The sequence below is a fragment of the Paraburkholderia sp. SARCC-3016 genome (assembly GCF_031119615.1).
Lineage (GTDB): Bacteria > Pseudomonadota > Gammaproteobacteria > Burkholderiales > Burkholderiaceae > Paraburkholderia.
In genome coordinates this window covers 1-14064 of the sequence record NZ_JAVHZD010000018.1, presented here as the reverse complement: position 1 = coordinate 14064, position 14064 = coordinate 1, and the positions used below count along the sequence as shown (strand labels likewise).

Annotated in this window: 11 protein-coding genes and 1 pseudogene; 1 reads left to right on the top strand and 11 read right to left on the bottom strand. The window is 64.1% G+C overall.

Annotation, left to right across the window (positions count from 1 at the left end):
- Nucleotides 1–7 precede the first annotated feature (7 nt).
- The 10 genes from QYH69_RS18840 to QYH69_RS18795 all read right to left on the bottom strand — a co-directional run bounded on the left by QYH69_RS18840 (nt 8) and on the right by QYH69_RS18795 (nt 12412).
- Complete coding sequence (locus QYH69_RS18840; RefSeq protein ID WP_308833343.1) at nt 8–1321, bottom strand: cytochrome c; 1314 nt, start codon at nt 1319–1321, stop codon at nt 8–10.
- A complete protein-coding gene (locus QYH69_RS18835; RefSeq protein WP_308833342.1) occupies nt 1318–3090 on the bottom strand; it encodes a GMC family oxidoreductase in 1773 nt (590 codons plus the stop codon). Before QYH69_RS18835 ends, QYH69_RS18840 begins: the two co-directional genes overlap by 4 nt.
- 2 nt (nt 3091–3092) lie before the next feature.
- Nucleotides 3093–3842 carry a gluconate 2-dehydrogenase subunit 3 family protein gene (locus QYH69_RS18830; RefSeq protein ID WP_308833341.1) on the bottom strand — a complete coding sequence of 250 codons (750 nt, stop codon included), beginning with the start codon at nt 3840–3842 and terminating at the stop codon, nt 3093–3095.
- A 160-nt stretch (nt 3843–4002) separates the two neighbouring features.
- Complete coding sequence (locus QYH69_RS18825; protein WP_308833340.1) at nt 4003–5775, bottom strand: methyl-accepting chemotaxis protein; 1773 nt, start codon at nt 5773–5775, stop codon at nt 4003–4005.
- A gap of 274 nt (nt 5776–6049) precedes the next feature.
- The gene (gene mctP, locus QYH69_RS18820; RefSeq protein ID WP_308833339.1) at nt 6050–7600 is read right to left on the bottom strand and encodes a monocarboxylate uptake permease MctP; all 1551 of its coding nucleotides are present in this window, start codon (nt 7598–7600) and stop codon (nt 6050–6052) included.
- Nucleotides 7597–7872, bottom strand: coding sequence for a DUF3311 domain-containing protein (locus QYH69_RS18815; RefSeq protein ID WP_308833338.1), 276 nt, complete (start codon nt 7870–7872; stop codon nt 7597–7599). Before QYH69_RS18815 ends, mctP begins: the two co-directional genes overlap by 4 nt.
- Nucleotides 7873–8262: 390 nt before the next feature.
- A complete protein-coding gene (locus QYH69_RS18810) occupies nt 8263–9180 on the bottom strand; it encodes a spermidine synthase (protein WP_308833337.1) in 918 nt (305 codons plus the stop codon).
- A gap of 30 nt (nt 9181–9210) precedes the next feature.
- A complete protein-coding gene (locus QYH69_RS18805) occupies nt 9211–9720 on the bottom strand; it encodes a DNA-deoxyinosine glycosylase (RefSeq protein WP_308833336.1) in 510 nt (169 codons plus the stop codon).
- A 41-nt stretch (nt 9721–9761) separates the two neighbouring features.
- A complete protein-coding gene (locus tag QYH69_RS18800) occupies nt 9762–10484 on the bottom strand; it encodes a chorismate lyase (protein ID WP_308833335.1) in 723 nt (240 codons plus the stop codon).
- Between the two features lie 50 nt (nt 10485–10534).
- Complete coding sequence (locus QYH69_RS18795) at nt 10535–12412, bottom strand: glycosyltransferase family 9 protein (protein WP_308833334.1); 1878 nt, start codon at nt 12410–12412, stop codon at nt 10535–10537.
- Between the two features lie 216 nt (nt 12413–12628).
- Here QYH69_RS18795 and QYH69_RS18790 point away from each other — a divergent pair, with 216 nt between their 5' ends.
- Nucleotides 12629–12895: a hypothetical protein gene (locus QYH69_RS18790; protein ID WP_075156610.1), complete on the top strand. Its 267-nt coding sequence runs from the start codon at nt 12629–12631 to the stop codon at nt 12893–12895.
- A gap of 207 nt (nt 12896–13102) precedes the next feature.
- On the opposite strand, the pseudogene QYH69_RS18785 reads toward QYH69_RS18790, so the two are convergent.
- Nucleotides 13103–13993, bottom strand: a pseudogene (locus tag QYH69_RS18785) (molecular chaperone HtpG); the annotation flags it as partial.
- Between the last annotated feature and the right edge of the window lie 71 nt (nt 13994–14064).

The window sequence follows — 14064 nt, the reverse complement described above, 5'->3', positions numbered from 1 at the left end:
TCTCACTTCATCGACTGCTCTTGCGGATCTGCCGCACCTCGTCCGCATCGACCGCCGGCGCCCGATTGCCCCACGCGCCACGGATGAACGTGACGACGTCCGCCACCTGCTGGTCATCGAGCCGCTGTCCGAACGCGGGCATCGTGAACACGGTCGGCGCCTCGTGCGTGCCCGGCATCGACGCGCCGTGCAGCACGAGACTCACGAGCGACGTCGGATCCTGCGCGTTGACCGTCGCGCTCAGCGCAAGCCGAGGGAATACGCCGTCGTAGCCCTTGCCGTCCGATCGATGGCAAGCCGCGCAGTTGTCGAGGAAGGTCCGCGCGCCGCGCATGTCGGTATGTCCCGCGTGCAGCGCAAGCGCCGCCTTGTCGGAGTATGCGAGCGCGGCCTGCTGGCGCGCCGGCGCAAGCGACTGTAGATACGTCGCGATCGAGTTCAAGTCCGCATCGGTCATGTACTGCGTGCTGTCGAGCACGACATCGTGCATTCCGCCGAACGCGGCCGAATGCGCATTGCGGCCGGCCTTGAGGAACGTGACGATATCGTTGCGGGTCCAGTCGCCGAGGCCGTCCACGCGATCGTCGCGCAGACTGTTCGCGAACCACTGCTCGACCACGCCGCCTTGCAGGAAGGCAGGGCCGCCGCTGTCGGTCAGCGCCTTCTCCTGCAACAGCGCACCGCGTGACGTATGGCAGGCGCCGCAATGGCCAAGGCCTTCGACCAGATATCGGCCGCGCTCGAGCGACACCGTCTCGCTGTCCGCGGCTTGCGGACTCGCGCCGGCGGCGACCTCGGGCGCGAACGCGATGCGCCACAGCGCGAGCGGCCAGCGCATCGACAGCGGCCAGCGGATGCCGTTCGGCGTGCGCGGCTGCTGAACGGCCGCCACCCCATGCATGAAGTACGCGTACAGCGCCTTGACGTCGTCGGGCTGGATGCGCGCGTACGACGGATACGGCATCGCCGGATACAGCGTATAGCCGGCCTTCGACTTGCCGTGCCGCAGCGCGTTGTCGAAATCCGCGTACGTGTAGTCGCCGATGCCGCTCTGCGCATCCGGCGTGATGTTGGTCGAGTAGACGGTGCCAATCGGCGTTTGCAGCGGCAGTCCGCCCGCGAACGGTTTGCCGCCCTTCGCCGTATGGCATGCGGCGCAGTCGGCGACTCGCGCGAGGTATTCGCCTCGCTTGACGAGCGCCGCATCGCCGAAGCCGGCGCCATTCGACGAAGCTGCGGCTGACACGCCGCTCGCCGCAAACAGCGAGAATGCAGCGGCGAGCGCCGCGCAGGAACGGATTTTTCTGAGCGCGTTTCTCATGCTTGCACCATCGGGCCGGGGTTCTTCAAATACTGTTCGCGGATCGCGCGTGCCGACCAGTAGCTGAGCGCGCCGACCAGCCCGGTCGGGTTGTAGCCGAAATTCTGCGGGAACGCCGACGCGCCCACCACGAACACGTTGTGCACATCCCAGTTCTGCAGATAGCGGTTCACCACGCTCGTCTTCGGATCGGCGCCCATCACCGCGCCGCCGGTCGTATGCGTGCTTTGATAAGCGCGCGTGTCGAAGCGCGTACCGGTCTTGCGCACATTCACGTCGACGTGATCGCTGAGCACGCGCGCGATGCGGGCGGCCTGGCCGACCGTGTACTCGGTCATCTTGTGCTCGTTGTCGTGCCAGTCGAACGTCACGCGCAACAGCGGCTGCCCGTACGCATCCTTGTAGGTCGGATCGAGACTCAGGTAGGTGTCGCGATACGACATCACCGAGCCCTGCGCGACGACCGTCAGCATGCGCTGGTAGCTGTCCTGCACCGCGGCCTTCCATGCGCTGCCCCACGGCTTCGTGCCCTTCGGCACGCCCGCCTGACCGATCGGGCGTCCGCCGGTGCGCATATGCCGCACGTTCGCGCCGCCGATAAAGCCGAGCGGGCCGTGGTCGAAGTTGTCGCCGTTGAAGTCGTCGATCGCCTGGCCGGCCGCGCCCGCGCCGATAAACGGATTGAGCTGCGTGCCCTTGGGCAGGAAGGCATTCACGCCGCCGTTCATCTGATACGCGAAGTTGCGGCCGACCACGCCTTCGCCGGTGGCCGGATCGTACGGCTGGCTGATGCCGGAGAGCAGCAGCAGCCGCACGTTGTGCATCTGGAACGCGCTGAGCACGACGAGGTCGGCCGGCTGCTCGATCTCGCGTCCCTGCGCATCGATATACGTGACGCCGGTCGCGACCTTGCCGCTCGCGTCGCGATTGACGCGCAGCACCTGGCAGCGCGTGCGCAGCTCGAAGTTTTTCTTCTGGAACAGCGCGGGATGAATCGTGGTCTGCGGCGACGACTTCGAGTACATGTAGCAGCCGAAGTCCTCGCAGAATCCGCACAGGTTGCACGGACCGAGACGCACGCCATACGGATTCGTATACGGCGTGGACACGTTCGCGGCCGGGATCGGGAACGGCTCGTAGCCGAGTTCGCGCGCGGCACGCGAAAAGAGCTGCGCGCCGTAAATGTCCTTCAGCGGCGGCGTCGGATATTCCTTGCTGCGCCACGCCTCGTAACGATTGCCACCCGCCACGATATTGCCGTTCAGATTGCCGGCCTTGCCGGAAATGCCGGCGACTTCCTCGAAGTGCGTGAAATACGGTTCGAGTTCGTCGTAGGTCACGCCGAAATCCTGAATCGTCATGCCGTCCGGAATGAACGACTTGCCGTAGCGCTGCTCATAGTGGCTGCGCAATTGCAGGTCCGATGCCTGCGGGCGCCACGTGAGGCCGTTCCAGTGAAAGCCTGCGCCGCCGACGCCGTTGCCGAACAGCATCGCGCCATGCTGGCGATACGGCACGGCAAGGCCGTCCGGCGAATGGCGGAATGTCAGCGTTTCTTTCGACAGATCCTGATACAGCTTGCCGCGCACCGCATACGCGAGTTCGTCCGCGATGTTCGGATATTTCGCGGTATTCGCCGTGTCCTGCATTTCGCCGCGCTCGAGCGCCAGCACGTTGAGCCCTGCATCGGCCAGTTCCATCGCCATGATGGCGCCGGTCCAGCCGAATCCGACCATGACCGCATCGACTTTGTCTTTTTTGATCGCCATCGTTATGCCTGCTCCCCGAGAATCGATACGGGGCCGAGCGGGTACTTCGCACCCGGCTGTTCGACCCAATCCGCGAAGTCCGCCCGGGCGCCCGGGAAACCGATCATCTTCCAGCCGGACATGCCCTTGTTGCCGCCGTACATCGGGTCGGCGAAATAGCCTTCCCTGGTGTTCTTCAGCAGCGTGCTGAAGAACAGCTTCGGCGGCACGGCGTCGAGATGCAGCTTGCCGGCCTCGAGTTGTTCGAGCACCTCGACGCGCGTCGCGCGCGGCAATTCGGCGAACACCTTGCCGTGATCGCGCACGCATGCCGCGTTGCACGCCTCGATGCCATGCCGGTACACGTCGCGCGGCACGAGACCCAGCTGATAGCCGAGTTCGGGCACGGCTTCCGGATGAAACGGCCCGTGCATGTACCAGAGCCGCCCATACGCATACGGCGTTTCCATCTGGCGGTCGATAAATTCAGGCACGCCGGCTTCGAGCGCACCGGCGCCCGTGTCGTCGGCGGGAATCAGTTCGTCGACGGCCGCATGGATGAAGTCCCATTCGGCCGCGGTAAAAAAGGCCGGCGTGTATTTCGCGGCGGCCGACGCGGCGCCGGGCACCGTCGCGGCTGCGCCGGCGCCGTCAGTCGCATGTGACGGCGTGCAGCCTTCTTGCGTCACGATCACCGGTGCGATCGCCGTGGCGGGAAGAATAGTGAATACCTGGCGCAGAAATTTTCTGCGCGGCTGGTCGTCGTTTTTCATCGGGTAGCGTGGATCGTCAAATGGCAGCGAAAACGCAGCGGGATGTCGCCGGTGCGTTCGTGTTCACGGGAAGCGATTCGGTGAATCGCGGCGGTCGGACGCGCGCTGGGCGGCGGCCAGGTGAATGCAGCGCGCCGCTGTCCGCGCGCTGCAGGTGTGGTTAAAACGTGGTCCAGTCCTGATCGTCGCGCGCGGACCCGCTCGCGACGGGCTCGGCGGCCGCCGTCGCCGCCGCGGTTCCGGTTGCGGTTCCGGCTTCGGCGGAGACCGCGGGAACCGCACGGCGCGCGGGACGCGCCGCAGTCGTCGCGCGCGCCGCCGACGCAGCCGGCGCACTTGCCCTGGCGCGCGGCGGCGTCCCGGCAGCCGGGCGCGGCGCCGGGAGCGCCGCGGCTCCACCCTGCTCGACCTTGAAGCTGACCACGGCGGCGCGCAAACGACCCGCCTGCTCTTCGAGCGAAGCGGCTGCCGCCGCGGCCTCTTCGACGAGCGCGGCGTTCTGCTGCGTGACGTGGTCCATCTGCGAGACGGCCTGGTTGACCTGTTCGATGCCGCGGCTCTGTTCCTGGGATGCCGCCGCAATCTCGCCGACGATGTCGTGCACGCGCTCGATCGACTGACTGATCTGTTCCATCGTGCTGCCCGCGCGCGCCACGAGTTCGGTGCCCACACGCACGCGATCGACCGACGTGCCGATCAGATCCTTGATCTCCTTCGCGGCCGAACTCGAACGTTGCGCAAGCGAACGCACCTCCGCGGCGACGACGGCGAAGCCGCGGCCGTTCTCGCCCGCCCGCGCGGCTTCGACCGCCGCGTTCAGCGCAAGAATATTGGTCTGGAACGCGATGCCTTCGATGATGCTGGTGATCTCGGCAATCTTGCCGGAGCTGTCGCCGATACCGTTCATCGTCTCGACGACCTGGCTCACGATTTCATTGCCCTCCACGGTCACGTGCCGTGCGGTGGCGGCAAGCTGGCTCGCCTGCTGCGCATTGTCGGCGTTGTGCTTGACCGTCGAAGTCAGCTCTTCCATGCTTGCCGCGGTCTCCTGCAGCGACGCGGCCTGCTCTTCGGTACGCGCGGACAGGTCCACATTGCCCGCGGCCATCTGCCGCGTCGCGGTGGCGATCGCTTCGCTGCCGGTGCGCACGTTACGCACGGTCTGCAGCAGGCGCTCCTGCATGTTCGCCACACCCTGCAGCAATTGGCCCATTTCATCGCGCGACTTCACGCGAATCGAGCGCGTGAGATCGCCTTGCGCGATATCGTCGAAATGCGACAGCGCGTCGGCAAGCGGATTCGAAATGGCACGACGCAAGCTCAGGAAGCTGCCGATCGCGGTCAATACACCCAGCACCACCGACACGATCGTAATCGCACGGAACAGCGCAAACGTGTGCTCCTGCTCGTCGAAATTCTGCTTGGCGGCGGCGTACTGATAGGCGCGCAGCTTCGCGCTGGCGTTGTGGTACGCGGCGTACAGATCGTTATTCGAAAGCGCCGACTTCATGATCTGCGAGCTGTCGCCGCCGATCAGCGCGTCGCCGAATGCGTCGAGCCCGGCGTCCATTGCAGTGCGCCGTTCCATCATGTCGCGCGCCAACTGATCTTCTTCGGGCGAGCGCGGCAGTTTCATATAACTGGCGAGCGCCGTGCGCGCCTCGGTGCGATAGTCGCGCGAATGGGTAATGATGCCGCGCAGGTCCGCGGCGGCGGGATTGAGCGCCGCCCGGAACAGCGCCGAGCGCTCGCGCTGCAGATCGATTTCCGCGTCGCCGATCGCGGTCGCACCAGGCAGCTTGTTGCTATAGGTATCGCGATTCCCGTCGTTCGCGTTCGTCATACCCGCGATACCCAATGCACCAATGACGAGCAACAGCACGGAAAGCAGCGCCATCGCCAGAGCGAGACGCGATTTGATCGAGACATGCATGTGCTAAACCCCGAGGCCTTATCTGAATTTATGCGATGCATAGATTTACGGCGCATAAGGGTAATTCTTTAGCAAATGCTTCAAACTATGCGAAATACATTGAAATCGTAAGATTAGCGTTTGACTAATGTTTGGTTTTAGAAAGGTTGATGAGCAGAACCAGCGCACGAGGATGACGAGGGCCTCGTCATCGGCCAGAAAAAAAGCCCGCGGCAAGTGCCGAGGGCTTTCGCGCGTCGCGCGGGCCGTCACAGCAGAGGCACTTCCCGGTACCTCAACCTTCGACCGGGTCCAGATAATCTTCCGGCCGCGTGCGGTCCTCCGCGCCCTTCATGCCGAGCGCGCGCACGAGCACGCTAACCCCCACCGCGACCACGAGATTGACGACCAGCGACCACACCGCCGCATAGCCTGGAATCGCGTAGCCGCCGATATGAATCGTGTAGATCGAGCCCGCGAGCTTCAGCGAAACCGCCATCCACGTGCCGGTCGCGATGCCCACCGCCCAGCCGAGCAACAGGCCGCGGTAGTCGAGCATGCGCGTATAGAGGCCGAGCACGATAGCGGGCAGCGTCTGGATGATCCAGATGCCGCCGAGCAGCTGGAGCTGGATCGCGTACGTGAGCGGCAAGCCGAGAATGAACGCAACGGCGCCGACCTTCACGATCAGCGAGACCATCTTCGCGATGTTCGTCTCCTGCTCGTGCGTCATCTTGCGGTTGACGAATTCCTTGTGGATGTTGCGCGTGTACAGGTTGGCCGCCGCGATCGACATGATCGCCGCCGGCACGAGCGCGCCGATGCCGACCGCCGCGAACGCGACGCCGACGAACCACGACGGAAAATAGTGGAGAAAGAGCGCGGGCACCGCGAAGTTCGGGCCGAATGCCTTGAAGTAAGGCGCGAACTCGGGCATGTCCTTCACGCCGGCCGCAAGCGCCATGAACCCGAGCAGCGCGAGCAGGCCCAGCACGAGCGAATACGCGGGCAGCATCGCCATGTTGCGGCGGATCGTATTGCCCGATGACGACGACAGAATCGCGGTGACCGAGTGCGGGTACAGGAACAGCGCGAGCGCGGAGCCGACCGCGAGCGTCGCATACGCGCTGTAGCCATTGAGGCTCGACACGTCGGGCGCCTTCAGCAGCAGTTTCGCCGGCGGCACCGCGGCGAAGATATGTCCGAAGCCGCCCAGCTGCGGCGGAATCCAGACAATCGCGGCGGCGATCGTGATGTAGATCAGCACATCCTTGACCACTGCGATCATCGCCGGCGCGCGCAGCCCCGACGTGTACGTATAGGCGGCGAGAATCGCGAACGCGATGATGAGCGGCAGGTCGCCGACGAAGCCCGTCGTATCGAAGCCCAACGCGCCGATCACCACTTCGATGCCGACGAGCTGCAGCGCGATATACGGCATCGTCGCGACGATGCCGGTCACCGCGATGGCGAGCGCGAGCATGCGGCTGCCGTAACGCGCGCTGACGAAGTCGGCCGACGTCACATAACCGTGGCGCTTCGCGATGCTCCACAGCTTCGGAAACACGACGAACGCGAACGGATAGATGAGAATCGTATAAGGCAGTGCGAAGAAACCGGTCGCGCCGGCGCCGAACACGAGCGCCGGCACGGCGATAAACGTATAGGCCGTGTACAGGTCGCCGCCGAGCAGAAACCACGTGACGACCGTGCCGAAGCGGCGGCCGCCGAGGCCCCATTCTTCGAGATGCGCGAGATCGCCGCGGCGCCAGTGGGCCGCGACGAAACCGAGAATCGTCACGCCGATGAAAAACAGCACGAAGACGAAAGTTGCGATTGTATTCATCGTGCGCCCCCTTGCGGACGCGATGCCGACGAATTTGCCGATTTCGACGATTTCGACGATTTCGATTTGGTCTTGAAATAGACGAGCGCCGTGATGACCGCGCTGATCAGCACCCACAGCAACTGGTACCAGTAGAAGAACGGAAATTCGAACAGTTGCGGCTCGACCTTGTTATAGGACGGCACCCAGATCATCGCGATCCACGGCAGCAACAGCAGCCACAGCCAGTGCTTGCCGGATTGACCGGCGCCGGAGCGGGTTCTCGTGCTCATGCCGCCGTTGGCGTTGCCAGCTGCATCTTCTCTGGCGTTCTGTTTGTCGTGTGCTCTGGCGCCGGCGTCGTGAGCCATGACGTCTCTCCCCCTTGTCTATGCAGCGAGTCGATCCGGTTGCCGCCTTCGCGGTCAACTGCGGTCCCATGCGACGCGGTTGCTTTTGATTTGTCGTGCGGCCTGTGTTCGACAGGCGATCGTCCCGGGAAGACTGACCGTGCGTCCCAGGAAGCTCCGAAAGAGTATAAGAGCGTGGAATGACCGGTCAAGCCGGGCGGACCCGAAGCGGTCGTGCCGCCTCGCCGGTCATATCCGTTGCTTGCCGCCTAACCTTTCGGCTGGCGCTCATGCAAGCCGCTCATGCAACCGCTTATGCGGTCGTTCGATCGTTCAGATAGTGAACGCGTCGCCGTTCTGCCCCGTCGACGCTTGCAGGCCTTTGAGCCATTGGCGCGCCGGCAGGCCGAGTTCTTTTTCGATCAGCTTCGCGCGCTGCTGCAGCTCCGCGAAAGACACATGCAGCGGCGGCCCCGAAAAGGCGATCGCGATGCGATTGCCTTCATGCACTTCGGGTAATGCGAAGACACGTCCGTCAAAGGCTTCGTTCAGGCGCTTCATGTTGCGCACGAAGCTCGGATGATCGCCGAACAGATTGATCGTCGCGACACCCGCTTGCGCAAGACACGCGCGCGCCGCGCGATAGAACGCCACGCTATCGAGCACGGGGCCGCGCGCGGTCGCATCGTAGACGTCGATTTGCATCGCGCCCACCGTGCCGTGATTCGCTCGATCGTTGACGAAGTCCCAGGCGTCGGCTTCGCGAACGCTCAGGCGTGCGTCGTCGGGCGGCAGCTCGAACATCGTGCGTGCGGCGACGACGACCGCAGGGTTCAGCTCGATCGCTTCGACTTTTGCGCGCTTGAGGAAGCGATACGCGAACTTGGTCAGCGATGCGGCGCCGAGGCCGAGTTGCACGATGCGCCGCGGCGTTTCGAGGAACAGCAGCCAGGCCATCATCTGCTGCGCGTATTCGAGTTCGATGTGATCGGGCTTGCGCAGACGCATCGCGCCCTGCACCCACTCGGTGCCGAAATGCAGGTAGCGCACGCCGCCCTCTTCCGAGAACGTGACCGGAGCGAAACGCGGCTTGCGCGGCGCTTCGATTTGCGGGGCGTCGTCGAGATGCGCTTCGTTGCGCGACGGGTGGCGGTTCTTGCGATGCAGCTTTTGCCGCGACGCCAGTGCGTCGTCGCCGTGGTGGCGGAAGGCGCGCGCTTCGGCCGAAGCGCGTTTGATCAGTTTCGTCATTGATGAAGAGTGCGCGCGAGGCGCTGGGATTCAAGGCGAAGCGAAGGATAGCATTGGGCGGATCTCGCGCCACTGAACGAGCTTGGCCGCATACGGCAGCGAAGCATGCGCGGGGCTCGTCGACGGCAGCTTCAGTATCCGGTATCGACTCGCAAGTCCGCCCAGCGCCCGCTCGCCGATCTTCGCCGCCGTGCCGCCGTTGAACGCGATCGCGACCAGCGCGGGCAACGTTTCGACGAGCGCGACGAGATCGTTGCTCGCATGATCGCGTATCTGGCTGTCGAGGCTACCGGTGCGCCGCGCCTGCGCGACCACATCCCAAAGACCGATCCGGTGATCGAGCAGCGTGCGCAAACGGTCGGCGTACTCCATGGCAGGCAGGTTTTCGCCGATGACTTCGCCGACCAGCGTCCAGAACCGGTTCTGCTTGTGAGCGTAGTACTGGTTGTGTGCGAGCGACGCTTCGCCGGGCAGGCTGCCGAGTATCAATACTCTCGTGTTCTGGTCCACCACGGGCGGAAAACACCGCTTGAGCGTCATGACGTCCTCGCTTCGCTTCAGCACTTCAATGCTTCAACGCTTCAGCACTTCCGTGCTTGCGATGCTTCGCTCGGGACAGGGCGATCTGCGTCACGCGCCGCTTGCGCCCCGCCCTGATGCGAGCGCGCCGCCGTGTGCTCGAGCGAACGCCCATGTTCACGCGGGATCAGCCGACGCTGCGCCGCCGGCATACCCGCGCGCGCGGCGAGATGCGACCACAGCGCGGGCAACATGCATTCCGTGACCATTAGCGGCGCGCCGTAACGTTCGAACACCGAACGCCTTGCCACGAGCGCATGCGGGCAACGCGCGTCGAGTTCATCGACCTCGCGCGCCGCAAGCCGGAACAACGGATGCCGCGCGGTCAAACGGCGGCTGACCAGCGGCGAGCGCGCGACGCTGCTGTCGCTGTACAACAACTCGGCCAACGGGCGTGTCCGCAAACGCCGCATCGCCTGCCAGACGCCGGTGCTCGCCGCGACCGGCGCAATGCTATGCGCGGCAACGAACGGCACGCCATCGACCGACAACACGACTTCGCGCACCCACACCGGCGCGCGCGGTGCGACGCCGAGCGCACGATGCTCGTCATCCCACGGCAGCGCTACCGCTTCGCGCGTCACACGCACCACGACCGCGCCGAGCGTGCGCAAGTGCGCAGTCAGCGAACCGCCGCGCGTCAGCCAGTCTTTCTGGTCGGGGGAAAAGCCGGGAAGCGGTTCGACACGCCAGTGCGCGTCCGCAGGATCGAAACGAGTAGGCATGCGCCGCATTATAGGGTGCGCGGCGGGCCCGCGCAGCGACGCGGGCCGTGCTATCGAGCATGCCGGGGCCGTTCGCCAAAGCCCTCGTTGAGCCCTTCTGCGAGCCGCTGCGCTACGCGCTCGACGACGGGCGCCCATTCTCCCGCAGACGGCTGCCGGAACAGTTCGACCGACCGGTACCAGCGCTGCGACTCGGCGACACCCCAGCACCAGTGCGACACATGGTCGAGCATCGCGAGCACCGGACGCCCGAGCGCACCGGCCAGATGCAGCGGCGCGCTGTCGATCGTCACGAGCACATCGAGTGCGGCGACATGCGCGGCGACGTCATCGAAGCCCTGTCGATAGCGCGCAGTCAGGTTACAAACGTGGAAGCCGAGTTGCGCGAGCGTTTCGGTTTCCGCTTCCTTGCCCGGCGTCAACGGATGAAACACCACATGCCGGAGCGCACGAAGCGGCAGCAATGCTTCTAGCGGAATCGAACGCTGCATATCGCGCCGGTGCGTCGGACTACCCGACCATACGAGCCCCGCATGCAGCACCGGATGGCCCGACGGTTTGCGTTGCGATCGAGATGGAGCTTGCGATTGCGCATGCGCTTGCCCTTCGACCCGCACGAACTGACGCCATACGGTGCACAGGTCTTCGTCGGCTTGCAGGTACGCGGCGCCGTCCACCCGCTCGGGCTGCAAGCCGATGGCGAACGGCACGCTCATCATCGGCAGCGCGTAGTGCGCGTCGCGGGGCAAGCCGTCTTCGATCGCGATGCAACGCTCGACGATTCTTGCAAACAACGGTTGCAACGGGCGCCGGCAGGCCAGCACGAGCCGCCCGCCCTCGTCGCGTATGCGGGCGGCGAGCCACGGCAGAAAGCGCACCATCTGGATATCGTCGCCGTTGCCCTGCTCGCTGTGCACGACCAGCGTCTTGCCGTTCAGCGCTTCGCCGCGCCAGCGCGGATAGTGCCGCTCGACGACCTTGACGATATTGCGCGCGTCGCGGTCCGCGCGCGTGAGCCGCGCCTCGTAGCGCGGCCATGCGGATGCCCAGTCGTCGCGCCGCAATTCGAGCTCCGCGAGATCGACGGCGGCCTCCACACACGATGCATCGAGCGCGAGCGCCGCATGCAAGGTCGCTTCGCTGTCGCGATAGCGCGCCTGCTCCAGCTGATACGTGCCGGCCGCGGCGAGCACGGCCGCGTTGCCGGGCGCGGCCGCATCGACCGCACGCATCGTCGCTTCGGCCGCCCGCGCGTCGCCCAGTTGCCATTGCGCGTGGCTCAGTTGCCATGCGAGTTCCGCATCGACGGGATTGCGCGACAGCCCACGGCGCGCGACCTGCATCACCGCGTCCCAGTCACGCATCGCGCGAAAGCCAAGCGCGACGTGCAATGCCAACGCGGGGTGCAAGTCCGGATCGAGCGCATAAGCGCGCATCAACGCTTCACGGCGTTCTTCGACCGTGCTTTCGTCATGCACCGCCAGCAACTGCGCGAGCCACCACGGCGCGCGCGCATCGTTCGGCACACGCTTTTCGTAAGCACGCAACAGATCAATGGCCGCCGGCGGTGCGCCGCATTCGTCGATTATCCAAGCGATCCATGCGATTGCCCGGTCCGGCGCGAATATCTCGATTGCCTGTTCGCACGCCGCAGCCGCCGCGGCCCGATTGCCGATCGCATCGGCAAATAGCGCAAGCCGCACGAAACGTTCGCCCGGGTCTGCGTCCCGATGCGCAGCCGATGCGCTGTGATAGGCGCGCTCGAACTGCCCCGCGCTTGCGCATAGATCAGCGTAGATTTGCGGCGATGCGCCGTTTGCGACCAACCCGTTCGCGAACGCTTCGGCCGCATCGAAACCCCGCTCGCGCAACACCGCCCAGATCGCCCGCAAAGGCCCGCCCGCGAGCGCCGATACCGAATGCAACATCCAACACCCCTTGCTTCAGCTCACTTCGATTTACTTCGCTTTACGATTTACCTCGATTTACAGCGCATGACGCCAACCAGATAGCCATGGCGATTAACATCGAGCGCCACAGTTTCGTTGAAAATTTTTAGTTAGTAAACCATACTTAATCGGCTTTCATTCTGGCCAATTGAATGCACTCGTTTTAGATCAAGAATAATCTCAAAGGAGTATAAATTGCTTAAGAATTCGAAAGAAACATCCGAGAGGATCGCGCATCTCGCCGCGGTCGTACTCGCAAAACTGAATGCATCGCCGATCGAGAAAGAACTCGCGGGTTCCGCCCTCTCACAGCATCACACGTTCAAGCACACAAGCGCGGCAATCGGAAAAATAGCGGGCAAGGTGCTGGCCGATCCACATGCATGCGAGCATGCGAAAGAACTGGCGGGGTCGGTGCTCGCGCAGGTTCGCAATATGCATGAGCGCGCGCCGGAACGTTAGCATCCGAGGCACTCGCTGGAAGGCGGCAGCGAAACGAAAAGAAACGAAACAAGACAACAGGCAAAAAAAAGCGCTGCCGTTCTTTCACGGCAGCGCATTTCAAATCGAATCAACAGTTACCAACCGCGGTCATCAACCGCGGCAGTCATCAACGGCGGCGGTCGTCAACAGCGCGACACGATCCGTCGCAACTGTATCGCCCGCAGGTTACGCCGCGCGCGTCAGCAGCAGCGCATTGGTCCGCTTCACGAAGCTCGCCGGATCTTCGAGCGAGCCGCCTTCCGCCAGCAACGCCTGGTCGAACAGCAGATGCGCCCAATCGTCGAAGTTCGCGCTATCGGTATGCAAGCCCTTTACAAGCGGGTGCTCGGGGTTCACTTCGAGAATCGGCTGCATCGTCGGCGCCTTCTGACCCGCCGCCTTCAGCATCCGCTGCAGGTAGCCGCTCATATCGCCTTCGTCGGCCACGAGGCACGACGGCGAATCGGTGAGGCGGAACGTCAGGCGTACGTCCTTTGCCTTGTCCTTCAGCGCTTCCTTCATGCGTTCGACAAGCGGCTTCAGTTCTTCGCCAACCTTCTCCTGGGCCTGCTTTTCCTCGTCGTTGAGTTCACCGAGGTCGAGGTCGCCACGCGCGACGCTCGCGAGCGGCTTGCCGTCGAATTCGTTGAGGAACGACAGCATCCATTCGTCGACACGGTCCGTCAGCAACAGCACTTCGACGCCCTTCTTGCGAAACACCTCGAGATGCGGGCTGTTCTTCGCGGCCTGCCACGTATCGGCGGTCACGTAGTAAATCTTCGACTGCTCGGGCTTCATCCGCTCGACATAGGCGGCCAGCGACACGTTCTGTTCGTCCGTATCGTTCTGCGTCGAGGCGAAACGCAGCAGCTTGGCGATGCGGTCCTTGTTCGTGAAGTCTTCGCCGATGCCTTCCTTCAGCACCTGCCCGAATTCCTTCCAGAACGACGCGTATTTTTGCTTGTCGGCGTCGGTTTCCGCTTCGGTTTCGAGGTTAGCCAGTTCTTCGAGCATCGACAGCGCGCGCTTCGTCACGCCCTCGCGGATCGCTTTTACATCGCGGCTTTCCTGCAGCAAGTCGGAGGCCAAGCGGTCTTAGGAAGACAAAACATTCTACCAACTCCTTGGCTCACAGAACGACATGGCTA